21 protein-coding genes are annotated in these 22,038 nt (G+C 65.9%); 8 read left to right on the top strand and 13 right to left on the bottom strand.

Annotated elements, in window-relative coordinates; genetic code table 11:
• Nucleotides 1–30: 30 nt before the first annotated feature.
• Genes ACFSCW_RS14295 through ACFSCW_RS14285 form a run of 3 tightly spaced genes read left to right on the top strand, consistent with a single transcriptional unit; the run spans nucleotide 31 to nucleotide 1,834 of the window.
• On the top strand, nucleotides 31–327 hold the full coding sequence (locus tag ACFSCW_RS14295; protein ID WP_380890592.1) for a YggT family protein: 297 nt from the start codon (nucleotides 31–33) through the stop codon (nucleotides 325–327).
• Complete coding sequence (gene folD, locus ACFSCW_RS14290) at nucleotides 324–1,217, top strand: bifunctional methylenetetrahydrofolate dehydrogenase/methenyltetrahydrofolate cyclohydrolase FolD (RefSeq protein ID WP_380890589.1); 894 nt, start codon at nucleotides 324–326, stop codon at nucleotides 1,215–1,217. Before ACFSCW_RS14295 ends, folD begins: the two co-directional genes overlap by 4 nt.
• Nucleotides 1,214–1,834, top strand: a complete 621-nt coding sequence (locus tag ACFSCW_RS14285) for a MarC family protein (protein WP_380890588.1) — start codon at nucleotides 1,214–1,216, stop codon at nucleotides 1,832–1,834. The genes folD and ACFSCW_RS14285 overlap by 4 nt, the downstream gene beginning before the upstream one ends.
• Here the strand turns inward: ACFSCW_RS14285 and ACFSCW_RS14280 are convergent.
• Nucleotides 1,827–3,596 carry an AcrB/AcrD/AcrF family protein gene (locus tag ACFSCW_RS14280; RefSeq protein WP_380890586.1) on the bottom strand — a complete coding sequence of 590 codons (1,770 nt, stop codon included), beginning with the start codon at nucleotides 3,594–3,596 and terminating at the stop codon, nucleotides 1,827–1,829. The two genes, ACFSCW_RS14285 and ACFSCW_RS14280, sit on opposite strands and share 8 nt — an antisense overlap.
• Before the next feature lie 58 nt (nucleotides 3,597–3,654).
• Here ACFSCW_RS14280 and ACFSCW_RS14275 point away from each other — a divergent pair, with 58 nt between their 5' ends.
• Together ACFSCW_RS14275 and ACFSCW_RS14270 are read left to right on the top strand one after the other, a co-directional pair.
• Nucleotides 3,655–4,401: a methyltransferase domain-containing protein gene (locus ACFSCW_RS14275; protein ID WP_380890583.1), complete on the top strand. Its 747-nt coding sequence runs from the start codon at nucleotides 3,655–3,657 to the stop codon at nucleotides 4,399–4,401.
• 1 nt (nucleotide 4,402) lies between these two features.
• A complete protein-coding gene (locus ACFSCW_RS14270; protein ID WP_380890582.1) occupies nucleotides 4,403–4,813 on the top strand; it encodes a GtrA family protein in 411 nt (136 codons plus the stop codon).
• Here ACFSCW_RS14270 and ACFSCW_RS14265 read toward each other — a convergent pair.
• The 8 genes from ACFSCW_RS14265 to ACFSCW_RS14230 form a co-directional block, all read right to left on the bottom strand.
• Entirely contained in the window at nucleotides 4,706–5,782 is a 1,077-nt protein-coding gene (locus ACFSCW_RS14265; RefSeq protein ID WP_380890580.1) for a glycosyltransferase family 2 protein, read from the bottom strand. The two genes, ACFSCW_RS14270 and ACFSCW_RS14265, sit on opposite strands and share 108 nt — an antisense overlap.
• A complete protein-coding gene (locus ACFSCW_RS14260; protein WP_380890578.1) occupies nucleotides 5,779–7,272 on the bottom strand; it encodes a hypothetical protein in 1,494 nt (497 codons plus the stop codon). Before ACFSCW_RS14260 ends, ACFSCW_RS14265 begins: the two co-directional genes overlap by 4 nt.
• Before the next feature lie 8 nt (nucleotides 7,273–7,280).
• Nucleotides 7,281–8,933 (bottom strand): hypothetical protein, encoded by a 1,653-nt coding sequence (locus ACFSCW_RS14255; RefSeq protein ID WP_380890576.1) that lies wholly within the window; start codon nucleotides 8,931–8,933, stop codon nucleotides 7,281–7,283.
• A gap of 174 nt (nucleotides 8,934–9,107) precedes the next feature.
• Nucleotides 9,108–10,331 (bottom strand): argininosuccinate synthase, encoded by a 1,224-nt coding sequence (locus ACFSCW_RS14250; RefSeq protein ID WP_380890575.1) that lies wholly within the window; start codon nucleotides 10,329–10,331, stop codon nucleotides 9,108–9,110.
• Between the two features lie 29 nt (nucleotides 10,332–10,360).
• Nucleotides 10,361–11,620, bottom strand: a complete 1,260-nt coding sequence (locus ACFSCW_RS14245) for a class I SAM-dependent methyltransferase (RefSeq protein WP_380890573.1) — start codon at nucleotides 11,618–11,620, stop codon at nucleotides 10,361–10,363.
• A 49-nt stretch (nucleotides 11,621–11,669) separates the two neighbouring features.
• Nucleotides 11,670–12,422 carry a molybdopterin-dependent oxidoreductase gene (locus tag ACFSCW_RS14240; RefSeq protein ID WP_380890571.1) on the bottom strand — a complete coding sequence of 251 codons (753 nt, stop codon included), beginning with the start codon at nucleotides 12,420–12,422 and terminating at the stop codon, nucleotides 11,670–11,672.
• Nucleotides 12,419–13,234, bottom strand: coding sequence for a cytochrome b/b6 domain-containing protein (locus ACFSCW_RS14235; RefSeq protein WP_380890569.1), 816 nt, complete (start codon nucleotides 13,232–13,234; stop codon nucleotides 12,419–12,421). The genes ACFSCW_RS14240 and ACFSCW_RS14235 overlap by 4 nt, the downstream gene beginning before the upstream one ends.
• 196 nt (nucleotides 13,235–13,430) lie before the next feature.
• Nucleotides 13,431–14,822: a M20/M25/M40 family metallo-hydrolase gene (locus tag ACFSCW_RS14230; protein ID WP_380890567.1), complete on the bottom strand. Its 1,392-nt coding sequence runs from the start codon at nucleotides 14,820–14,822 to the stop codon at nucleotides 13,431–13,433.
• A gap of 130 nt (nucleotides 14,823–14,952) precedes the next feature.
• On the opposite strand from ACFSCW_RS14230, the gene ACFSCW_RS14225 reads away from it, so the two are divergent.
• Nucleotides 14,953–15,720 (top strand): YEATS-associated helix-containing protein, encoded by a 768-nt coding sequence (locus ACFSCW_RS14225; protein ID WP_380890565.1) that lies wholly within the window; start codon nucleotides 14,953–14,955, stop codon nucleotides 15,718–15,720.
• 7 nt (nucleotides 15,721–15,727) lie between these two features.
• Here ACFSCW_RS14225 and zapE read toward each other — a convergent pair whose 3' ends face one another.
• From zapE to ACFSCW_RS14205, 4 genes are all read right to left on the bottom strand, one after another.
• Nucleotides 15,728–16,840 carry a cell division protein ZapE gene (gene zapE, locus ACFSCW_RS14220; protein WP_380890563.1) on the bottom strand — a complete coding sequence of 371 codons (1,113 nt, stop codon included), beginning with the start codon at nucleotides 16,838–16,840 and terminating at the stop codon, nucleotides 15,728–15,730.
• Nucleotides 16,840–17,301 carry a PaaI family thioesterase gene (locus tag ACFSCW_RS14215; RefSeq protein WP_380890560.1) on the bottom strand — a complete coding sequence of 154 codons (462 nt, stop codon included), beginning with the start codon at nucleotides 17,299–17,301 and terminating at the stop codon, nucleotides 16,840–16,842. The genes zapE and ACFSCW_RS14215 overlap by 1 nt, the downstream gene beginning before the upstream one ends.
• Before the next feature lie 118 nt (nucleotides 17,302–17,419).
• On the bottom strand, nucleotides 17,420–18,205 hold the full coding sequence (locus tag ACFSCW_RS14210; RefSeq protein ID WP_380890558.1) for a succinate dehydrogenase iron-sulfur subunit: 786 nt from the start codon (nucleotides 18,203–18,205) through the stop codon (nucleotides 17,420–17,422).
• A gap of 62 nt (nucleotides 18,206–18,267) precedes the next feature.
• Nucleotides 18,268–19,335 (bottom strand): D-alanine--D-alanine ligase family protein, encoded by a 1,068-nt coding sequence (locus ACFSCW_RS14205; RefSeq protein ID WP_380890555.1) that lies wholly within the window; start codon nucleotides 19,333–19,335, stop codon nucleotides 18,268–18,270.
• A gap of 14 nt (nucleotides 19,336–19,349) precedes the next feature.
• Between ACFSCW_RS14205 and ACFSCW_RS14200 the strand changes: the two genes are divergently transcribed.
• Nucleotides 19,350–20,777: a hypothetical protein gene (locus ACFSCW_RS14200; RefSeq protein WP_380890553.1), complete on the top strand. Its 1,428-nt coding sequence runs from the start codon at nucleotides 19,350–19,352 to the stop codon at nucleotides 20,775–20,777.
• 106 nt (nucleotides 20,778–20,883) lie between these two features.
• On the top strand, nucleotides 20,884–22,032 hold the full coding sequence (locus tag ACFSCW_RS14195; RefSeq protein ID WP_380890550.1) for an alpha-hydroxy acid oxidase: 1,149 nt from the start codon (nucleotides 20,884–20,886) through the stop codon (nucleotides 22,030–22,032).
• The last annotated feature ends 6 nt before the right edge of the window (nucleotides 22,033–22,038 follow it).

Here is a 22,038-nt window from a genome sequence, read left to right as displayed (position 1 = left end):
TCCAGCCGCGAACTTTATTTCGAGGACCTCATGTGCGCTCTCGTCCAGATCCTGCAGATCCTGCTGAACGCAATCTGGTGGATCATCATCATCCAGGCCATCCTGTCATGGCTGGTCGCGTTCAACGTGATCAACATCCATAGCGATTTCGTGCGGCAGATCCTCTACGCGCTCGATCGGATGACCTCGCCGCTTTATCGCCCGATCCGGCGGATCATGCCGGACCTGGGAGCGCTCGACCTGTCGCCGCTGGTCGTGCTGCTGCTGCTCTCGATCGTGCAACAGGTCTTCATGCCGCGCCTGTTCGTCAGCGCGTGCGTGGTGTGAGCCAGGCGAAGATCATCGACGGCGCCGCGTTCGCGGCAGGATTGCGTGGCCGGGTGGCAGAGGGCGTCGCCGCGTTCCGCGCCAAGACCGGACGCGCGCCGGGACTGGCAGTGGTGCTGGTCGGCGAAGACCCGGCGAGCCAGGTCTATGTCCGCTCCAAAGGCAAGGCGACCATCGAGGCCGGCATGGTCTCGATCGAGCACAAGCTGCCGCCCGAAAAGACCCAGGACGATCTGCTGGCGCTTGTGCGCGAGCTGAACGCCGATCCGGCCGTCGACGGCATTCTCGTCCAGCTCCCCCTGCCCGCGCAGATCAATGAGAATGCGGTCATCGCGACCATCGACCCGGACAAGGATGTCGACGGGTTCAATCCCGTGAATGCCGGGCGGCTGGCGATCGGGCTGCACGGCTTCGTGCCCTGCACGCCCCTCGGCTGCCTGATGCTGCTCAAGGACACGCTCGGCGATCTGTCCGGCCTCGACGCGGTTGTCGTCGGGCGTTCGAACATCGTCGGCAAGCCGATGGCGCAGTTGCTGATCCGCGAGAGCTGCACCGTCACCGTCGCGCACAGCCGCACCAAGGACCTGCCGTCGGTCGTCAAGCGCGCCGACATCGTCGTGGCCGCGGTCGGCCGTCCGCGCATGATCAAGGGCGATTGGCTGAAACCGGGCGCGACGGTGATCGATGTCGGCATCAACCGCGTGCCCGCCGACGAACCCGGCAAGACGCGGCTGGTCGGCGACGTCGCATTCGACGAGGCGCTGTCGGTTGCCGGCGCGATCACGCCGGTGCCCAAAGGCGTCGGTCCGATGACCATCGCGGTGCTGCTGCGGAACACGCTCGTCTCCGCCTGCCGCCGCGAGCATGTAGCGGTGCCCGAGGGCCTGTGATCGAGCTGTTCGTCTCGGCTTTTGCGACCTTCTTCGTCGTCATCGACCCGCCCGGCTGCGCGCCGATCTTCGCCAGCCTGACCTCCGGCGCGACGCCGCAGCATCGCCGCGCGATGGCGCTGCGCTCGACGTTCGTCGCGGGCCTGATCCTGCTGGCTTTCGCGATTTTCGGCGAAGCCTTCCTTCGGGCGCTGGGCATCAGCCTCGACGCCTTCCGGATCGCGGGCGGCATCATGCTGTTCCTGATCGCCCTCGAGATGGTGTTCGAAAAGCGTCAGGAACGCCGCGAGCACCGGGCCGAGGACGTAAAGGCGCAGCCTGCCCATGAAGACATCTCCATCTTCCCGATGGGCATTCCGATGATCGCCGGCCCCGGGTCGATCGCCTCCGCGATGCTGCTGATGTCGCGGGGGCACGGGCTGGTCCAGGACCTGACCGTGCTCGCCGCCTTGCTGGTCGTGCTGTTGCTGACGGTGCTCGCGCTGCTGCTCGCCGGTCCGCTGATGCGGCTGCTCGGCTATCGGCTGGAGGCAATGATCACCCGGGTGCTGGGCGTGATCCTCGCCGCCCTTGCCGTCCAATTCGTGATCGACGGCATCCGCGCCAGCCTCACTTGATCCGCCACAGCATATAATCGGAACCCTTGGGCAGCTTGACCGGCTCCAGCCAATCGAAGGTCTTGCCCTTCTCAAGCTGCGCATAAAAGCCCTTGGGGCTGCGGGAACTGTAGAGCGTCGACTCGGCATAGTGCGGGCAGACGAGCAGCAGGGTCGCGCTGTGCTTCTTCGCGATCACCCGCGCCTGATCGGGCGGCCCGTCGAAGGCGTGATGGATGTCGAGGATCGCGTCACCGTTGCGGTGATAGGGACCCGCGATCGCCTTGTGATGCGTGACCGTAATCAACCGCGGCCCCAAGTCGACAAAGGTCATCACGGTGGTCGCCGGCATTTGCGCGATCGGGCGGAGCGCGGGCAGGGTCGGGCAACGGCGGTTCGCCGCGTCGACCTTGTCCCAATAGGCCTTGTTCTTGGTATCCTTCGGCAGGAACGGAAACGCCGCATAAGTCGCGATGCCCGACACAATCAGGAACGCGCCGACGATCCCGAACACCCGCACCAGCATACGCTGCGAGGAGGCGAACCAGCCGATCAGATGCCAGCCAAGGAACGCTGCGCCGGTGACGCCAATCAACTGTGCCGCCGGTCCGGCGCGGATCTGCCAGAACAGCATGCCGACCGAGAACAGCGACAGCACGACGATCGACAGCCAGCAATAGACCGTCTCATCGCGCCGCGACCGCCAGATCGCCCAGCCGGCACCGATCAGGCCGATCACCGGTATCGTCAGGCCGGCGATGATCGTCTCGGCATTCTGCTGATAGATCGGCCGCGCCTCGCGCACATTCGACAGCCATAGCTTGTAGAGCTCCGGCGAGACGTTCTCCGGTCGGCCCCGGCACTGCGGCCAAGTGAGCCAGAAAAAGCCGGCCACCACCACCGCGGCGCCGATCGCCAGCGCCAGCCGCGCTGGCCAGCGCGGGGGGTCGATCTGGCTCAAGAGCAGCAGCGCGCCGCAACCGAGCAGGATCGTCGATAGCCAGACCGGCGACAGCGCGTCGCATACCGGCGCTCGGTTGGCGTAGGACGCGAACAGGCCGAAGCCGATTGCCGAGGCCACCCCGAACGAGATCGCGTAGGCCGTGAGCCGTGGCTTGGCCTCGCGATGGACGATCCAGCGCAGGCCGACCGATGCGCCGGCAACGGCGATATAGGGCAGCAGCTCCAGCCCGATCACCAGCGACAGCGCGCTCGCGATGCCGATGGTGATGCCGCCGCGGCGGCGCTCGGGATCGGCGAGGCCCGCAATCGTTGCCAGCAGGAAAGCGAGCTGCCAGCCATGATGGTCGATCCGGAGCGGCCGGAACATGTCGAGCGCGACCTGACAGCAAAGCACGAGACCAGCGGCGACGATATAGGCGCGCGGGTCGATCAGCCGGCGCGCGGTCAGGCCGGCACTGAACAAAGCGAGCAGCAACGGGATCAGCGGGGCGATGGCGACCGCCGCCTTCTCCGCAATGATGCCGCCAAAGATCGGGCGGAGCACGACGATGATCCCGGCGAGCGGCAGGTCCACCAGCCGCGACCAGTGGATGTCGAAACCGTAAGGCGGGTTCAATTTGTACTGGCGCAGATCGTACCAGCCTTGGCCGTGCAACCAGGCGCGCACCTGCGAAATCCGCATATTGTCGTCGGTGTCGCCAAGCGCGAACCAGTGGATCGCCCCCCAGCGCTGCCACAGCAGCCAGACGCATGCAGCCAGCCACAGCAGCACCAGAATCAGGCGCCAGCGGTCCAGCAGCGACTTCTCGATTGCGGACATAAACTTCTTTCCCCGCCTTTGACGGCGCATTAGGGCAACCCGGCTAAAGGGCAAGCGCATGAGTGATCACGTCTATTCGGGCGGTTTCTACGACTATATCGACGCGGGATCGCGAGCGTCCGCGCGCGCGGTCGCGCGCCTGTTGCTGGGCGAGCTGAAGATCGGAAGCCTGCTCGATGTGGGCGCGGGGCATGGCGCCTGGGCGGCTGAGTGGATGGCGGCGGGCGTGCCCGATGTCGTCGCTATCGACGGCGATTATGTCGCGCGGGACCGGTTGGCAATTCCGGCCGAGCGGTTCCGCTCGCACGATCTGCTGCAGCCGCTCGACCTCGGGCGCCGCTTCGACCTCGTCCAGTCGCTCGAAGTGGCGGAGCATTTGCCCGATCCTGCCGCGGACGGCTTCGTCGAAACCCTGACGCGGCACGGCGATCTCGTGCTGTTTTCGGCGGCGGTGCCGCATCAGGGCGGCGAGCACCACGTCAACGAGCAGCCGCTCAGCTATTGGCGCAAGAAGTTCGCCGCGCGCGGCTATGCGCCTTACGACTGGCTGCGGCCGCGGATCGCGGCCGACCGGGCGGTGATGCCCTGGTACCGCTTCAACACCCTGCTTTACGCGAACGAGGCCGGCGCGGCGCGCTTGTCCGACGCGATCAAGACGACGCGGGTACCGGATAACGCCCCGGTCGACATTTCCGGCGATCTGCGATGGCAGGCGCGGCGGGCGATGGTGCGGCTGATCCCGCCCGCCCTGGTCAAGCCGATCGCGATGGCCAAGGCTGCCGTCGAGGCGCGGCTGCGGGGCTGACATGTTGAGCCGTATGGAACCCGCGGCGCGCGACGCTTTCGCGCAGCTTGTCCGCTACGCCATCATCGGCGCGCTCATCACGGCCGGCGGGCAGGCGATCTATTATTACGGGGTCGAGTGGTTCGGGCTGGACCCGAACGTATCTATCGCTGTCGCCTTCGTCGCCGGCGTGATCGTCGGCTATTTCGCGCATGGCTGGATCAGCTTCGCCGGCCACGGCGCCCGCGACGATCATGCGCGGATGGGCATGCGCTTCATCGTGGTCAACCTGTTCGGTTTTGCGCTGAACAGTTTTTTCGTGTGGCTATTGGTGAAGGCGCTCGGCGGGCCGACCTGGTGGCCGATCGTCCCCAATATCGTCGTCACCCCTTTCGCCACGTTCCTGATGCACCGATATTGGACGTTCGGCTGAGGCGTTGATGCCCAGCCGCGCCGGGCGCTCCGTGCGCCCACCGCGAATGTCCGACACGATGTAGAGCGGCCGGTGCTTGGACTGGCTGTAGAGCCGGCCGAGATATTCGCCCATCACGCCCAGCACGAACATCTGCACCGCACCCAGCGCGACGACGACCAGCATCAGCGAGGTCCAGCCCTCGACCGCGCGGCCGGACAGCCAGCCGGCGAAGATATAGACGACAAGCAGCAGCGAACCGAAGGACAGCAGCAGGCCAGCATGGCTGGCGAGCTTCAGCGGGGTAGAGGAAAAGCTGGTCAGCGCGTCGAAGGCGAAGCGCACCATCTTGCGGAGCGGATAGTTGGTCGTGCCGGCGAAACGCTCGTCGCGGTCATAGGGCAAAGGCACCTGCCGGAAGCCGAGCCAGGCGACCATGCCGCGGATGAAGCGGGCTTGCTCGGGCATTGACAGGAAGACGTCGAGCGCGCGCCGGCTGATCAGGCGGAAATCGCCGGTATCGACTGGAATGTCGGTGTCGGTGGCGCGGGACAGCAGGCGGTAGAAGAGCTTGGCGGTGCCGCGCTTGAACGCGGTTTCGCCCTCGCGCGAGCGGCGAAGGCCATAGACGACGTCGGCGGCCGCAAGGTCCATCTCGCGCATCATCGCCGGCAGCAGCTCGGGCGGGTCCTGCAGATCGGCGTCGATGATCAGGATGCGTTCGCCGACCGCCAGGTCTAGCCCGGCGGTCAGCGCGAGCTGGTGGCCGTGATTGCGCGACAGGTTGACCGCGACGAGGTGCGGATCGCCGGCGGCGAGCGCCTGCATGATCTGCCAGCTCGCGTCCCTGGAGCCGTCATTGACGAGCACGATCTCGTGATCCGCACCGACCGTCTCGTGCGCAGCCGCCGACAAGCGGCGGTGCAGCTCGGGCAGGCACGCCTCTTCGTTATAGCAGGGCACGACGATCGATAGCGCCAGCCGGGTCATCCGCTCTTCCTCTCGCGGATGACTTGATAAAGCGTTGAATGGCCGTTCGACCAGACCGGTTGCAAATCGGGCGCGGAAACGCGGCCGTTCAGCACCCATACGTGATCGAAGGCGGCGCGATCGAATTCCTGCACGGAGCGGGAGAGGTCGGAGCCTTCGCCGCGGCAGCCATTGGGATAGATGAGCTGCGACGGATCGGCGCCGTAGCGGCCGACGTTCGGCTTGATGACGCGCAGGCCCTGGGCGCTGTCGACAACCCATTGATCGTTGGAGAACGCGTCGCGGCGGACGATGGCGAGCGCGGGCAGATGATCGAGCCGCTCGGTCGACCAGCCGCTGCCGCAGGGTCGCACGACCAGCGACAACACCGACGCGCCGCGCGGGAGGCGGTCGAGCGCGTGGAGTTCGCCGCGGAAGCTCTGATCGTAAAGCAGGAAACTCGCGGTGGTCGCGGCGAGGCGGCCGAGGAAGAAGGCAGCGGCCGCGATCGCGATCCAGCGGCCTTCGCTGCGAATTGCCAGCAGTGCCACCGCGCAGGTGAAGGGCAGCAGACGCATGTCGGCATAGGCCGAGCCGTTCGCTACGCGCGGCATTAGGACGAACGCGGCGAGGCAGAGGAGCGCTGGGACGGCGAGCAGCGGGTCGAGCCTGCGGCGGATCGCGGCAATGCCGATGACGAGGAAGATCGCCCAGGCGCTCAGCACGTCGAGCATTTGCCAGCGGTCGCGGAGCAGGGACGACATCCAGACCGATTTGGCTTCTAAATTGAACCAATCGAAGGTTGCTGCCTCTGGGGAATGGCTGCGCAACAGGATCATCGGCAGCAGCGGCAGCGCGAGGGCGGCGCAGGTGATCCCGGCGGTCATTGCGGCGCGGAACAATGGCTCGCCGCCTCGATGACGGCGCACCAACTCGGTGCCGAAGGCGCTGAGGCCGAGCAGGCCCCAGCCGACCATGTGGGTCAGCCAGAGGAGGCAGGACAAAGGCACGAAGACCGCGGCGCGGAATCCTATTCGGCCGGTTCGGCCCGTTCTGATCCAGAGGGCGAGCAGGTTGAAGGCGAAGGCGACCGACAGCGAGAAATTGATGAAGCCGAAATGGAAAGGATAGGGATAGGCGAGCGGCAGAGCGAACAGCGCGGTGGGCGGCACCCGGCCATGCACTTCGCGGGCGGTCCAGAGCATGCCGGCGACGGTCAACGGCGGGATGGCGAGCACGATGAGCTTGGTGCCGAGCTCGATCCCGAACAGCTTGGCCATCGGGACCATCAGCAGGTCGACGCCGAGATTGCCCACCAGCTTCCAGTGGAAGCTGTAGGCGGCGGCAAGCGACGGCACGTCTTGGATCGCGGTCTGGATGCGGTAGCGGCCCATATGGCCGAGCAGATCGACCAAGGGGGGGATCGGCGGCCAGATCAGCGGGATCGCCGCCGCAAACGCGAGCAGCGCGATCATCCAGCGTCTGTCGAGCAAGTCCCCCCGGACGATCATGCCGCCTCTTAGGGCTTGAGACCGGGAGCGGCAACGGCGCGGACGCGCCACACCGGCAGGTCGCTGCCGAGCAATGTCACCGGCTCCAGCCAATCGGGCGTCGCGCCGTTGAGCAGGTGGGCGGCGAGGCCGTCGGGTTTCAGCATCGACGCCGGCAATCCGCCGGTCGGCGTGGCGCAGAGCGCGACATAGTCGATCGTCCAGAGGTTGGCCTGAACCCGCGCCTCGGCCGGCGTCGCACGGAAAAAATCGGCGACGGCCTGGTTGCCGCGCGGGTTGCTGCGGCCACCACCGGCAAGGCTGCGATGCTGGGTCGCGCCGATCAGATAACCGCTCAGCTCAGACGGAGCGGCGAAGGTGCCGGTGTCGAGCCGGCCGAGCGCGGCGAGCGTTTCGTGGCTGGTGCAGCCGATCGCACGCGGATCGGGCGCGGGCTCGGCGAAGCTGCCGAGCGTCCGCCAGACCAGCCCCGCGCAAAGCAGCCAGAGCCCAGCCTGCAGCGCCCAATTGCGTCCGTGTGCGCGCATAACCCATTGCGCAAGCAGGGGAGCCGCGAAGGCGGCGGCAAAAATCGCAAGTTCGAGCCGGATGACCGCGGCCAGCAGCGACGCGGCGATGATCGACAGGAACAGACCGATCGGCCGTGGCTCGCCGCGTCGGATAAGCCAGACGCCGTAGCCAAGCGCGACCAGCGGCAAGCCGGCGTAAGCGATCGCCCGCGCCCATGACGCGTTCGATGACATTTCGGCCCATCCGGACAGGCATGGCGGCGCCGCGAACCAGATGATGACGATGGAAAGGATGGCCAGCAGCGCCGCCGCTCCTGCGCGCCAGCGCATGTCGGGCAAGTGCCGGGTCATGGCGCCGAGCACTGGCCAGATGCTGCCGGCGAGCAGCATCGTGACCAACAGCGGCATGGTGAACCCATCGCATCGGTCGACCGGCCAAATGTCCGGGCGCAAAAGCGCGGTGCCGACCAATGCCGCCGCCAACAGACCCACGCCGAAGCCCGAGACGGGCCGCCTGTCCCTCATCCACCCGACGGCGAGCCAGATCATCGCGCCCGCCAGGGCCGGCAGCGGTTCCGAGCCGAGCAGCAGCACGGTTCCCCCAGCCAATCCCGCGAGCAGCAATCGCCCGTCAAGCAAGCCCAGCGCCATCGCTTCCACCAGGACGAGCTGCAGCCCTTGCCCTGCGATGCGGCCCGGCATCAGCACGGCGATCGCGGGAAAGGCGAGCGCGGCGAGCGCCATTGCGGCCGGCGAACTGGCGTCTCCGCCGAGCCGTCGCGCCAGTGCGCCCGACAGCAGCAAATGAACGAAGAACAGCAGCTCCGGCCAGAACACGACCGCCGCGATTTCGGCGCGGCGCGGACCCATCAGCGGCGACAGAACGCGGATCACGAAACCCGGCACCAGGTCAGCCAGGCGCGAACTCGTCATCGCCGCGCCGCCGGGCGGCCCGAGCCGCGCCTGGGTCAGATCGGAAAACGCTTGACCGTCGGTCCAGTCGCGGACCTGGGCGAGCCGCAGCATGTCGTGCGCTTCGGGCAGGCGCAGCGCGCCCAGATCGCGCCAGCCAAGCGCCGCCCACCATGCCGTCAGCAGCACGGTGAGGATGAGGGCGAGCGGGATGGTCGGCGCGGGCCGGGCGGGAGTCATTGGGTGCGGCTTAGCAGCCCCTCTCCCTTTCAGGGAGAGGGAGGGGCCCGCCGCGTAGTGGTGGGAGGGTGAGGGATTGTGACTCTCCACGCTCGCTACGCTTCGCTCTGGCCCCCTCACCCCGCTCAAGCCTCCGGCTTGAGTCGCCCTCTCCCCGAGGGGAGAGGGGCTAAATCAGCGATCCCGCCGGCCGAGCAGGCGGAGGCGGAGGGCGTTCAGTTTGATGAAGCCTTCGGCGTCGCGCTGGTCATAGGCGCCCTGATCGTCCTCGAACGTGACGATGTCGGCCGAATAGAGATTGTGCTTCACGTCCGCCTTGCGGCCGACGATGTGCGCCGCGCCCTTGTACAGCTTCAGCCGCACGGTGCCGGTGACGCTCCGCTGCGAGCTGTCGATCGCGGCCTGCAGCATCTCGCGTTCCGGCGAGAACCAGAAGCCGTTGTAGATCAGCTCGGCATAGCGCGGCATGAGCTGGTCCTTTATGTGCGCCGCGCCGCGATCGAGCGTCAGCTGCTCGATGCCGCGGTGCGCCAGATGCAGGATCGTGCCGCCCGGCGTCTCGTACATGCCGCGCGACTTCATGCCGACGAAGCGGTTCTCGACCAGATCGAGCCGGCCGATGCCGTGCGTGCGGCCGAAGTCGTTGAGCTTGGCCAGCAGGTCGGCGGGGCCGAGATGCTCGCCATTCACAGCGACCGGATCGCCGCGCTCGAAGTCGATCGTGATATATTCCGGCGTGTCCGGCGCATCCTCGGGATTGACGGTGCGCGAATAGACGTAATCCGGCACTTCCTCCCACGGATCCTCGAGCACCTTGCCTTCGGACGAGGTGTGGAGAAGGTTGGCGTCGGTGGAGAACGGCGCTTCGCCCCGCTTGTCCCGGGGGATCGGAATCTGGTGCTGTTCGGCAAACTCGATCAGCCGGGTGCGGCTGGTCAGATCCCATTCGCGCCACGGCGCGATCACCTTGATATCGGGATTGAGCGCGTAATAGCCGAGCTCGAAGCGGACCTGATCATTGCCCTTGCCGGTTGCGCCGTGCGAGACCGTGTCCGCGCCGACTTGGCGGGCGATCTCGATCTGGCGCTTGGCGATCAGCGGCCGGGCGATTGAGGTGCCAAGCAAATACTGGCCTTCATAGACGGCATTGGCGCGCATCATCGGGAAGACATAATCGCGCACGAATTCGTCGCGCAGATCGTCGATGAAGATGTGTTCGGGCTTCACGCCCATCAGCAGCGCTTTCTGGCGCGCCGGCTCGAGCTCTTCGCCCTGGCCCAGATCGGCGGTGAACGTCACCACCTCGCAATCATAGGTCTGCTGCAACCACTTCAGAATAACGCTCGTATCGAGCCCGCCCGAGAAAGCGAGCACGACCCGATTCACTCCGTTCGCCATTTTGCCGAATCTCCGTTTCGGCGCGCGCCCTATGCGTAACGACGCGGAGGCGCAATGGCCGCTTCATCGCGCAGCCGGCGCTCCGCCTCGGCCATATAGTCGCGAGTGAGCGGCAGGGCGCGGCGGTCGCGGATATACTGGAGCTGGTAGTTGCACATGCCCCCGCCTTCGAACGATGTCAGCGCGCCGGCCAGGTAGAATTGCCACATGCGGTAGAAGCGCGCGTCGTAAAGCGCCTCGATTTCAGCGCGATGCGCGACGGTGCGATCGTACCAGTGCTGGATGGTGAGCGCGTAGTGCAGGCGCAGCGTTTCGATATCAGAGGCGATCAGCCGGGCGCCTTCGCTGGCCGGCACGATCTCGCTCAAAGCCGGGATATAGCCGCCCGGGAAAATATATTTGGCCGTCCAAGCGTCCGTCGTGCCCGGCCCGCCCATCCGGCCGATCGTGTGGAGCAGCATCACCCCGTCTTCGGCGAGCAGATCGCGGCATTGGCGGAAGAAGGTACGGTAATGCGGCGGCCCGACATGTTCGAACATGCCGACCGAGACGATGCGGTCATAGGTGCCCGTCAGCGCGCGATAATCGACGAGCTCGAACCGCACGCGATCCGCGACGCCCGCCGCCTCGGCCCGTTCGCGGGCGACCTTCAGTTGCTCCTCGCTGAGGGTGATGCCGAGCACGTCGACGTCGGCAACCTTGTTCAGATAGAGCGCCATGCCGCCCCAGCCGCAGCCGATATCAAGCACCTTGAGGCCGGGGCGCAGCGCCAGCTTAGCGGCGATGTGCGCCTTCTTGTCGGCCTGCGCCTGTTCGAGACTGTTCGCGGGATCGGTGAAATAGGCGCAACTGTATTGTTTGTCGGCATCGAGGAAGAGATCGTAGAGCCGATCCGACAGGTCGTAATGATGTGCGACATTGCGTCTGGAGCGGCGCGACCAATTCAGCCGGTCGACGCGGCCGACCAGCTTCGAGATGCCGCGCCGGATCGGGTTGGGCGTCCGCAGCTTGCCGCCGCGCTCGAACGGCTTGCCGTTGCGGATGAGCCGGATGAGATCGAGAATGTCGCCCTGCTCGACGATCAGGCGCCCGTCCATATAGGCTTCGCCGGCGCCGATCCGTGGGGCGCGGCCGATATCGCCGGGAACGCGGCGATCGGCGAAGCGGACCACCACGGACTTGAACGCGGGATCGGGACGGCCGAACGTCCGCTGCCGCCCGTCTGCATAAATGAGGGTGAGTTCGCCGCGCACGACGGCGCGCTTCAGCATCGATTCAAGCAACGACATCGATCAGGCAAACGCGCGCGAAAACGATTTGGTCGCAGGATTTTAGGGACTAAATTCCCGCATACCATTCATAGTCGACGGCATCTTCCCAGAACCCGCCCTTGCCGCCGCGAACATGGCGGAGATCGTCGACCGCTTCGACCCGCATCACATATTTGGCCTGCTTGTAGCCAAGCTGACGCTCGACCCGGAGCCGGATCGGCGCGCCGTGGCCGACGCTCAGCAACTGGTTGTTCATGCCCCAGGCGAGGATCGTCTGCGGGTGGAACGCGTCGATCAGGTCGACCGATTCATAATAAGGCTGGCCGCCGAACAGGTCCGCGCAGTGGAACACGACATAGCGGGCGTCGGAGCGTAGGCCGGCCTGATCGAGCACGAGCTTCAACGGCACGCCATGCCATTTGCCGATCGAGCTCCACCCTTCAACGCAATCGTGGCGGGTGATCTGCGTGCGGGTCGGCATGCTGCGGATCTGGGCGAGCGACAGGGCCAGCGGGCGGCGGACAAGGCCGTCCACCTGCAGCCGCCAGTTCGCGAAGCGGCTGTCGGCATGCGCCTGATATTCGGGCGTGCCGGGATTGTTGGTGCCGTTGGTGCGGAAAACCGGGCTCATCTGGTCCGGCCGGTATTCGTGGGCGAGCGCGGCGCGGTTAGAGAGTGAGCGCTGGAGGAAGCGATGCGCGTCCTCGGCCTTGAATAGGATTTTCTTGAAGCCGGGGCTCTGGTCGAGCTTGTCGCAGCCGGAAAGGAGGCCGCCGGCCGCCGCGATGCCGCCGATCAGCTTGCGCCGGGTGAGGATCATGGCCGCTCCTCCTTTGCGGGGACGCGGAGCCAGCCGGTGACCATGCCGCGCACGCCGTTGATCGGGCCGGAGAGCAGCACCAGCACGAGGTGCACGACGATGAACAGCAGCAGCAACGCCGCCGCGATGAAGTGGATCGAGCGCGCCGATTGGCGCCCGCCGAACAGGTCGAGCAGCCAGCCCCAGGCGGCGTCCATGCCCGGCGACATGGTGAGGCCGGTGAAGATCACCAGCGGGATCAGCACGAAGATCACGCCGATGTAGCTGAGCTTTTGCAGGATGTTGAAGGCGCCGGGGTCTTCCGCATTGTGGAAGCGGAGCTTCAGATGCTCGACCACGTCATGCCAGACATGGGCAGGCGCAATCTCGGCCCGCCTGAGCGTCAGGTCCTTGCGGAAATGCCGGTTGAACAGGCTGACCAGCATGAAACCGAGCAGCCCGAAACCGAGCAGCAGCGCGAAGGCCAGATGCCAGCGCCGGGCGTGGGCGAGATCGTAGTTCGAGGGGATCGTCGCCCAATAGGGGAAGGCGTTGTTGCGGAGGGAGCCGTCCTTGGCCTTGAAGCGGCCGAGCACGCCGTCGGTTTCGAAGCGGCGGTCGCCCACTTTGAGGTAGCCGCCACGCGCATCGGCGCTGATCTGGAGCCAGGGCCGATCGAAATTGGCGCCGTACTGGCCCCAATAGAGGCGCGGATGGGCGTTGAAAATCATCGCCCCACTCATCAGCAGCACGACGATCGTCAGCGCGTTCAGCCAGTGCCAGATGCGCGTGGCGAGCTTGTGCCGGTAGATCAGCTCCGTCCGTCTGGCCATCGGCCCCTCCGCGCCCGCATTATGCCTGAGAGATACGGAGCGGAGAAGCCGGCGGTTGCAAACACCTGCTCCCCTCCCTTTCAAGGGAGGGGCTTGGGGGTGGGTGTCGGCCGAAGGCCGAGCGAAACTCGGAGTTTAGCGCTCGCTGCGCTCGCCACCCACCCCTAGCCCCTCCCTAAAGGGAGGGGAAGGAAACTTACTTGGCCACCGTCGTGATCATCCGCACCCAATGGTCGACATCGTCGTCCAGCGCCTTGACCGGCAGCCGCTCGTCGCGGCCATGCGCGCGCATGTCGTCGGGCACGAGGCCCCAGCTTCCGTCGACGCCGTAGACCGGTACGCCTGCGACTCGGAATGGACGCGCGTCGCTCGCTCCTGCCGCCATGGTCGGGATCACTGGCGCGTTCGGGAACATCGCGTGGATGCTGTCGGTGTAGGTTTTCATGATGTCGGGCCGGAGCGGCGAGGCGAAGCTGGTCGCGTTCTGGTCGAGGCGCGTGACCTGCACCTTGTCGCCGGCGATCTTCTGCAGCTCGTCGCGGATCGCGTCGGGCGTGACGCCGGGCAGGATGCGGCAATTGACCGTCGCCTGGGCAAGCTGCGGCAGCGCATTGGGGGCATGGCCGCCGTTCAGCATCGTCGCGACGCAGCGCGTGCGGGTCAGGCCGACTTCGCCCGGATCGGCCTCGATCACGTCGGCCGCCCTGCCGTCATTGGGATTGGCGAGCCAGGCGCGCATGGCGTCGCCGAGCGGGCCCTTCTCCGACTTCTGCCGTTCCTGGAAATAGGCGCGGCTGGTCTCGTTCAGCGCCGGCTCGAAGCGGTAGGCGCCGAGGCGGACGAGCGCGGAGGATAGCTCGGTGATCGGGTTGAACGGCTTGGGCTTTGAGCTGTGGCCGCCCGAATCGCGGACGCTGAACGTGTAATCGGCATAGGTTTTTTCGGCCGTGTCGATCGAGAAGCCGAGCGGGGTGCCGTCCGGGCGGAACCCGCCGCCGCCGCCATCGGCGTTGAGGCCATATTCGACGCCCTTGAAGTCCGCCCATTTGGTGGCCGCGAGCTGCGCGCCATTGCCCGCCGTCTCCTCGTCGCCGGTGAACAGCACGATGATGTCGCGCTTCGGCTTGAAACCGTTGGCCTTCAGCTCCAGCAATGCGGTGGTGACGGCGACGGCGCCTTGCTTGATGTCCGTCGTGCCGCGGCCGTAATAATAGCCGTCCTTCTCGACGAAGACGAAGGGATCGGTGGTCCAGTCGTCGCGCTTGGCCTCGACCACATCCAGATGCGCCATCAGCATGATCGGCTTGGCCTTGCCGCTGCCCGGCCAGCGCACGACCAAAGCCGCCGTCTGGTCGCCCGGAGCGCCTTCATAGGACACGACCTTGATGTCGCTGTCCGCCCAGCCGGCCGCCTTGAACTGTTCGCCGAACCAGCGCGCCAGCTCCGGCACATGGCCGCGCCCCTTGACGGTCAGCACTTCTATCGCGTGCTTCAGCAGGTCGCGCGCCTTGGCATGCCATTGGTTGTTGGCCGGCGTGGCGAGCGCGGGGGTCGCGAGCAGCGCCCCCAAGGCAATGATTTTCCGCATCCCATCTCTCCTTTTTTCCTGAATAGGTGAGCGTCCTTCAGCGGTCGATATCTCCATTTCGGAGGCAGCACTCGTGGACGGCGGACGCCTTCAGGCGTAGAGTGGAAGGGTACGTCCGTGGGGGGATGCCATGAGCGACATATGGAATGTGATCGCCATCATCGTGGTGGCCGGGCTGGTTGGCGGTTGGGCGGCTTATCTCGTCGAAGGCTCCAACGCGCGAACGATCGCCGGCGCAGGCCTTAACCAAAATGCGCCCAACCCAGCCGGGCGGCCTCTCGTCCAGTTCTTGCTGTTGGGCGCGATCGCGTCGGCATGCGTGCCGCTTTTCCTGAGCCTGGTCAAAAGCGGACTCGTGGCCAGTGTGTTCGCAACGCGGCTGGCAGCCGACGGGAAGACGCCGATCCTTCCGTACGAAGATTATCTCGTCTTTACCGGGCTTTGCCTGATTGCGGCATTTTCGGCGCGCAACTTCATCGAGAGTGTCTCCAAGCAGGTGCTTCAAAAGGCCGACCAGGCGCAGAGGGCCGCAAGTGCGGCGGCGCTGGCGGCAACTGACGCGAAGGAGGCCGCCTCCGAAGCCGTCAACGAGGTTGAATCGATCGACGAGAATTCTCCTCCCCCCGTGTCGGAGAAGGCATTCGACGCCATTGAATCAGGCGATCACGGCGCGATCGGCCTCAACGATACGGAACGACGCGTCTTGAAGGCGATGACCACCAAGACATACCGCACTCGTACGGGAATTGCGGAAGACTCGGGCGTACCGCGCGACCGAATCTCTGAGATTCTGCAGGACCTCCACGAGCGAAAACTGGCTCTGCCGACCAAATCGCCGTCCACGGGCGGTCTGCGCTGGACCATTTCCGACCGGGGGCGTGCTGCCATCGGTGGCTGAACCTTGACTATCTCTCGCCATGTCCTTCGGCGAGATAGTCGTCGGATCGCATTTCCATCAGCCGGCTGACAGTGCGGTCGAACTCGAAGCGGCCATCGCCTTTCTCGTAGAGATCGGCCGGCTCGGCATCGGCGGCGGCGAGCAGCTTCACCTTCTGCTCGTAGAGCGCGTCGATCAGCGTGACGAACCGGGCGGCCTCGTTGCGGTTCTCGGGGCCGAGCTTTGGGATGCCGACGATGATGACGGTGTGGTAGCGCCGCGCGATCGCCAGATAGTCGGCTGCGCCCCTCGCCTCCCCGCAAAGCCGCTTGAACGAGAACACGGCGACGCCTTTCAGACTCTTCGGCACATGCAGCGTGCGGCCGCCGGGCACCGGAATGTCCTCGGTCGGGACGTGGGCGCGATCTTCGGGCGGATAATCGGTCATCCGGAAGAAGGCGTCCGAGAGAGCCTTCGTGGCCTCCGCGCCGTTCGGGACGTGCCAGCTTTTCAGGCCCGACATGCGCTGCATCCGGTAATCGGTCGGGCCGTTCAGCGCGATTACGTCGAGCTTCTCTTCGATCAACCCGATGAAGGGCAGGAAATGCTCGCGGTTCAGCCCGTCCTTGTAGAGGTCGCGAGGCGGCCGGTTGGAGGTCGCGACCACCGTCGTGCCCGCATTGATCAGCGAGGTGAACAGGCGCGACAGGATCATCGCATCAGGCGAATTGTTCACAACCATTTCGTCGAAGGCGATGAGGCGTGCTTCGCCCTTCAGTTCGGCGGCAACCTGCGGGATTGGATCGCCCGCCTCCTTCGCGCGCTCGATGCGCAGCCGGTCGTGCACTTCCAGCATGAACTCGTGAAAATGGACGCGGCGCTTCCTCTCGATCCGAACCTCGCCGAAGAACAAGTCCATCAGCATCGATTTGCCGCGCCCGACGCCGCCCCACATGTAAACGCCGCGCGGCTGCGCCTTGGGCTTCGAGGCCAGGCGCCAGAGGATGCTGCCGCGCGTCGGCGCCGCTTCCAGCTCGGTCGCCAGCCTGTCGAGCAGGTCGGCCGCCGCGAATTGCGCCGGGTCGCTCCTCAGCTCGCCGTCTCGAACCAGGGAATCGTAACGATCGAGGACGTGACCCATCAGCGGCTCGGCTTGCGGATCGTGCCGGAATAGCTGGCGACGATCGCGCCGTCCTGCTCGGCCAGGCCGCGGATGAAGATCAGCCGCTTGGTCTCGCGCAGCACTTCGCTGACGAAATCGAGCGGCTCGTCGAACCTGGCGGCGCCGATGAACTGCGTCGAGAGATCGAGCGTCACGGCCGTGCCTGCTTCGATCAGTCCATAGACGCGCGAGGTCGCAAACAGCGAGACGTCGATGAAGCCGAGCAACGCGCCGCCGTGAACATTGTCGCCCAGGTTCGAATGGCTGCGGCCGGGGAAAGCGCGCATGCGAACCTTCCCGTCCTCGTCGCGCCGCACGATCATCTTACCGAGCAAGGCATTGAAGCGCGTGGGGTCGCGAAAGCCCCACTTCATCCATCCGGGATTGTCGGGATCGGGTTCGTGGAGAAAGCCGGGGGTTGGGAATGGGGTGTCGGTCAAAGAGCACCCTCACGTTTCGTCATGCCGGACTTGATCCGGCATCCACCTTCTTGTTGCATCACCGCCGCATGAAAGAAGGTGGACCCCGGATCAAGTCCGGGGTGACGATCTGCGATCGTCAAATGATCCGCTCGACTTCCATTTTCTTGATCTCGGCGATCGCCTTGGCGGGGCTGAGTCCCTTGGGGCAGACGTTCGCGCAGTTCATGATGGTGTGGCAGCGATAGAGGCGGAACGGGTCTTCCAGTTCGTCGAGCCGCTCGCCCGTGTTCTCGTCGCGGCTGTCGGCGAGCCAGCGATAGGCCTGGAGGAGAATGGCGGGGCCGAGGAACTTGTCGGAGTTCCACCAATAGCTGGGGCACGACGTCGAGCAGCAGGCGCACAGGATGCACTCGTACAGGCCGTCGAGCTTGGCGCGGTCTTCCGGCGTCTGCAGTCTTTCCTTGCCGCTGGGCGGCGGCGTCACCGTCTTCAGCCAAGGCTGGATCGACGCATATTGCGCGTAGAAGCGGCTGAAATCCGGAACGAGGTCCTTGATCACGTCCATGTGCGGCAGCGGCGTGATCTGCACCTCTTTGCGGCAATCCTCGATCGCGTGGGTGCAGGCGAGGGTGTTGCGGCCGTCGATGTTCATCGAGCAGGAGCCGCAAATGCCTTCGCGGCAGGAGCGGCGGAACGTCAGCGTCGAATCCTGCTCGCTCTTGATCTTGATCAGTGCGTCCAGGACCATCGGGCCGCAGGTATCGAGATCGACCTCGTAGATGTCGTAGCGCGGGTTCTCGCCGCTGTCGGGGTCGTAGCGGTAGATCTTGAACTTCTTGACGCGCGTCGCGCCGGGCGCCGGCGGGAAATGCTTGCCGTTCTTGCGGATGACACTGTTTTTGGGCAGCGCGAACTCGGCCATTTTTTCTTCCCCGCCTGTCGGTTCCGGCCCTGATAAGCAGCCGGGCCGTCTAGCTCAACCGTTCAGATGAGTCCGTGCCGCGCGAGGCTTTCCGCGAGGATCGTCTCGATGAGCTGCTTCTGCGTCCAGCCATAGCGCTTGGCCGAGCGGCCGAACACTTTTTCCGACCAGAGATTGCAGTTCAGATTGACCTCGAGGAACTGCACGTCGCCCTTTTCCAGATCGACGCGGAACTCGTAGCGGCCGTAATCGAAGGGGAAGAATTCGCCGATCAGCTTGCGCGTCAGATCGTCGATGATCGGCCGGATGCGGTCATCCTCGAAATCGACGAGCTGATATTTCTGCGCGCGTTCGACCAGGTCGCGCTTTTCGTAATAGGTGCGCAGATGGCTGGGGTCGGCCTGCTCGAACAGCATCATCGGCATGACGAGCGGCTCGCCACGGACGGTGATGACCGGCACCTCGACGTCGCTGCCGTTCAGGAACGGCTCCATGATGGCGTCGTGACCCATATCGTGGATTTCGGCGACGGCGCGCTGGACGCCGGACCAGTCCGACGCATCCATCACGCCCCAGGAAGCGGAGGAGGCGTTGGGCTTGATCACCATGCGATCGGCCATCGGCGCGCCGGTTTCGGTGACGGGGGCGCCGCGGCGGAAGATTTTCCACGGCGCGGTCGGGATGCCGCGGGCGACGGCGCAAAGCTTGGTCAGATGCTTGTCGTCGGACAGGCCGCGCAGGATCGGCGAGGCGCCGAGATACGGGATGCCGAGCCGCGTGCAGAGGAGCGGCAGCATCATCTCGGAGTTGAGGAACCCGCCGCGGTTCAAGAGCGGGAAGACGAAATCGACGCCGGGGTCGCCGAACAGCGCATCGTATTTGTCGGCGAGGACGAGATTTAGGCCGAGCTCCTCGAGGATCGTGCGGATCTCGACGTGGTAGAGGGCGTGGTTGCCGTCTTCGGGATGCAGCCCGCCGCCCCATTTGGCGTGCTTGGCGATGAACATGATGCGGAGGCGCTCTTTCGCCTCCGCCGGGATGGTGAGCGGCTGGACGGTCATGCGGCGCACATAGGCGCGCGCATCGGTGACGCCAAGCTTACGCTGCTTGGCGGGGCCGAGAAGCCGCACTAGACCCGGCGCCCATGCGTTTCGAAGACCTGTCGCCTGCTCAAGCCCGCGCCGCCGAATTGATGACCACCGGCGGCGACGCCCGCATCGTGCTCACCCCCGAACGGCACCAGAACCGGTATTTCTCGGCACCCTACCCGCAGGACGTGCTCGCCTATGCGTCGTCGACGGCGAACGACATTTCGGCCGACGCCTTTGCGCGGGTGAGCGGGCTGGGTGCGCAGGACTATGCGGCGGGGCTCGAGGCGCTGCGCGGGCGCATCCGCGCCGCCTATTCGGTGCCCGACGATGTCGCGATCGTGTTCGCGCCTTCGGGGACGGACCTCGAATATGTCGCGCTCGCTTGCGTCGCCGACCGGTCGGAGCGGCTGCACAATGTGCTGCTGGGTGCAGACGAAGTCGGCAGCGGCTGCATCCATTCGGCGCACGGCCGCTACTTCGCGAACGAGACTGCGCTCGGCGTGAAAACGATACCCGGCGAGCCGCTGCCAGGGCTCGGCGAGCGCGTCACGATCGAGGACGTGCCGGTGCGCGATGCGCTGGGCCATGCCTTTACAAGCGCCACGATCCGCGACCGGATCGAGCAGGACATCGAGCACGCCGACGACGCGCACACGCTGGTCCATGTCGTCCACGGCTCCAAGACCGGGCTGATCCTGCCGTTGCTCGACGATATCGACGATCTGATCGCGCGGCATGGCGAACGCGTGACGCTGGTCGTCGACGCCTGCCAGGCGCGGATCACGACGCCGGCAATCGCCGACTATCTGAAGCGGGACGCGATCGTGTTCGTCACCGGCTCGAAGTTCATGGGCGGGCCGCCGTTCAGCGGCTTCGCGCTGGTGCCGGCGGCGATCGCGTCGCGCGCGCCGAAGCTGACGGAGAGTCTGGCCGCCGTGTTCCGGCGGGCGGAGTGGCCGGCTGGCTGGCCCGGGGCGGAGGTGCTGGAGGACAGCGGCAATCCGGGCCTGTTGTTGCGGCTGGAGGCGTCGGTGTTCGAGCTGGAGCGGTTCCAGCAGCTTTCGCTGGAGCGCGTGACCCGCGTGATCCTTGCTTTCCATGCGGCCGTGCGCGCCGCAATGGTCGAGCGGCTGGGCGGGCGGCGCATGGCGCCCTATCCGCCGGGCCACCGCGCCGAGGGCGACGCGCACCCGATCGAGATGCGTACGCTTTCGACGATCGACCTGTCGCGCCGACCCGGCCATCCCGACTTCGACGAAGCGACGCGTATCCACAAGGCGCTGGTCGCGCGGGGCATCCGGCTCGGCCAGCCGGTGAAGTGCGTGAAGCTGGAGGACGGCCGCTGGGGCGCGACGCTGCGGCTGGGGCTGTCGATGCCGCAGGTGGTTGCGTTCGACCGGCTGAGCGACGACGCGCTGGAAGCCAAACTCGCGGCGGACATGGACCGCATCGCGAGCGGGATCGAGGAACTCGCACCTTAAGCCGGTTCGGGCTGAGCTTGTCGAAGCCCTCCCTTCCCCTTACCCCTTCGCCAAATAAAAAGTGAGGCCTTCGACAAGCTCAGGCCAAACCGGGTGGGGGTTAGGCATGAAGTTATCGGACTGCCATAATACCGAAGACTTCCGTCGCCTTGCGAAGCGGCGGCTGCCCTACCCTGTCTTCCACTATATCGACGGCGCGGCCGACGACGAGATCACCAAGGCGCGGAACACTGCCGCCTTCGACGATTGCGACCTGATCCCGCGCGTACTGGCGGGAGTGGAGCAAGTCGACATGCGCACCACGCTGATGGGGCGCGAAGTGGCGATGCCGCTATTCTTCTCGCCCACTGCCTTGCAGCGGCTGTTCCATTGGCAGGGCGAGCGCGCGGTCGGTGCTGCGGCGGAGAAATTCGGCACCTGGTTCGGCATATCAAGCCTCGCCACCGTCAGCATCGAGGAAGTCGGCCGCACGGTCCGCGCGCCCAAGCTGTTCCAGCTCTATGTGCACAAGGACGAAGGGCTGAACCGTTCGATGATCGAGCGGTGCAAGGATGCGGGTTTCGACGCCATCGCGCTCACCGTGGATACGATCGTCGGCGGCAATCGCGAGCGGTGCCTGAGGACCGGCTTCACCTCGCCGCCGCGCCTGACGCCTGCCTCGGCCGTCAGCTTCGCCGCCCATCCCGGTTGGACGCTCAACTATTTGTTCCGCGAAGGCTTCGCGCTGCCCAACCTGCAAACGCATGTCTCGCAAGGCACCAAGGTGGCGCTGTCGGTCGCCGATTATTTCAACACCATGCTCGATCAGTCGATGGACTGGAAAGCCGCCGAGCGCATCCGCGGCGATTGGGGCGGGCAACTCTGCCTGAAAGGCGTGATGTCGGCCGAGGATGCGCGGCGGGCGGTCGATATCGGCGCGACGGCAATCATGGTGTCGAACCACGGCGGGCGGCAGCTCGACGGCTCCAGAGCGCCGTTCGATCAGCTTGCCGAGATCGTCGATGCGGTTGGCGACAGGATCGAGGTGATCTGCGACGGCGGTGTCCGGCGCGGCACGCATGTGCTCAAGGCGCTGTCAGTCGGCGCGAAGGCATGCTCGGGCGGGCGGCTCTATCTCTATGCCCTCGCCGCCGCAGGTCAGCCGGGCGTCGAGCGCGCGATGGGTAAACTTCGCGACGAGATCGAACGCGGGATGAAGCTGATGGGCGCGCGCAGCCTCGCCGACCTCGGCCGCGACAATCTGCGCTGGCGTTAGGGTACG

Source organism: Sphingomonas tabacisoli, assembly GCF_042678385.1.
GTDB classification, from domain to species: domain Bacteria; phylum Pseudomonadota; class Alphaproteobacteria; order Sphingomonadales; family Sphingomonadaceae; genus Sphingomonas_B; species Sphingomonas_B tabacisoli.
The sequence above is the reverse complement of the archived record's forward strand: the minus strand, read 5'-3'. Positions and strand labels throughout refer to the sequence as shown.

Excerpts from the sequence above, each read along its gene's own strand:
- ACFSCW_RS14265 (WP_380890580.1), bottom strand. The coding sequence starts at position 5,782 with ATGACCCGGCTGGCGCTATCGATCGTCGTGCCCTGCTATAACGAAGAG.
- ACFSCW_RS14260 (WP_380890578.1), bottom strand. The coding sequence starts at position 7,272 with ATGATCGTCCGGGGGGACTTGCTCGACAGACGCTGGATGATCGCGCTG.
- ACFSCW_RS14195 (WP_380890550.1), top strand. The coding sequence starts at position 20,884 with ATGAAGTTATCGGACTGCCATAATACCGAAGACTTCCGTCGCCTTGCG.
- ACFSCW_RS14270 (WP_380890582.1), top strand. The coding sequence starts at position 4,403 with ATGTTGAGCCGTATGGAACCCGCGGCGCGCGACGCTTTCGCGCAGCTT.
- ACFSCW_RS14280 (WP_380890586.1), bottom strand. The coding sequence starts at position 3,596 with ATGTCCGCAATCGAGAAGTCGCTGCTGGACCGCTGGCGCCTGATTCTG.
- ACFSCW_RS14255 (WP_380890576.1), bottom strand. The coding sequence starts at position 8,933 with ATGACTCCCGCCCGGCCCGCGCCGACCATCCCGCTCGCCCTCATCCTC.
- ACFSCW_RS14295 (WP_380890592.1), top strand. The coding sequence starts at position 31 with ATGTGCGCTCTCGTCCAGATCCTGCAGATCCTGCTGAACGCAATCTGG.
- ACFSCW_RS14245 (WP_380890573.1), bottom strand. The coding sequence starts at position 11,620 with ATGTCGTTGCTTGAATCGATGCTGAAGCGCGCCGTCGTGCGCGGCGAA.
- ACFSCW_RS14225 (WP_380890565.1), top strand. The coding sequence starts at position 14,953 with ATGAGCGACATATGGAATGTGATCGCCATCATCGTGGTGGCCGGGCTG.
- ACFSCW_RS14200 (WP_380890553.1), top strand. The coding sequence starts at position 19,350 with ATGCGTTTCGAAGACCTGTCGCCTGCTCAAGCCCGCGCCGCCGAATTG.
- ACFSCW_RS14240 (WP_380890571.1), bottom strand. The coding sequence starts at position 12,422 with ATGATCCTCACCCGGCGCAAGCTGATCGGCGGCATCGCGGCGGCCGGC.
- ACFSCW_RS14210 (WP_380890558.1), bottom strand. The coding sequence starts at position 18,205 with ATGGCCGAGTTCGCGCTGCCCAAAAACAGTGTCATCCGCAAGAACGGC.
- ACFSCW_RS14235 (WP_380890569.1), bottom strand. The coding sequence starts at position 13,234 with ATGGCCAGACGGACGGAGCTGATCTACCGGCACAAGCTCGCCACGCGC.
- ACFSCW_RS14275 (WP_380890583.1), top strand. The coding sequence starts at position 3,655 with ATGAGTGATCACGTCTATTCGGGCGGTTTCTACGACTATATCGACGCG.
- zapE (WP_380890563.1), bottom strand. The coding sequence starts at position 16,840 with ATGGGTCACGTCCTCGATCGTTACGATTCCCTGGTTCGAGACGGCGAG.
- ACFSCW_RS14230 (WP_380890567.1), bottom strand. The coding sequence starts at position 14,822 with ATGCGGAAAATCATTGCCTTGGGGGCGCTGCTCGCGACCCCCGCGCTC.
- ACFSCW_RS14250 (WP_380890575.1), bottom strand. The coding sequence starts at position 10,331 with ATGGCGAACGGAGTGAATCGGGTCGTGCTCGCTTTCTCGGGCGGGCTC.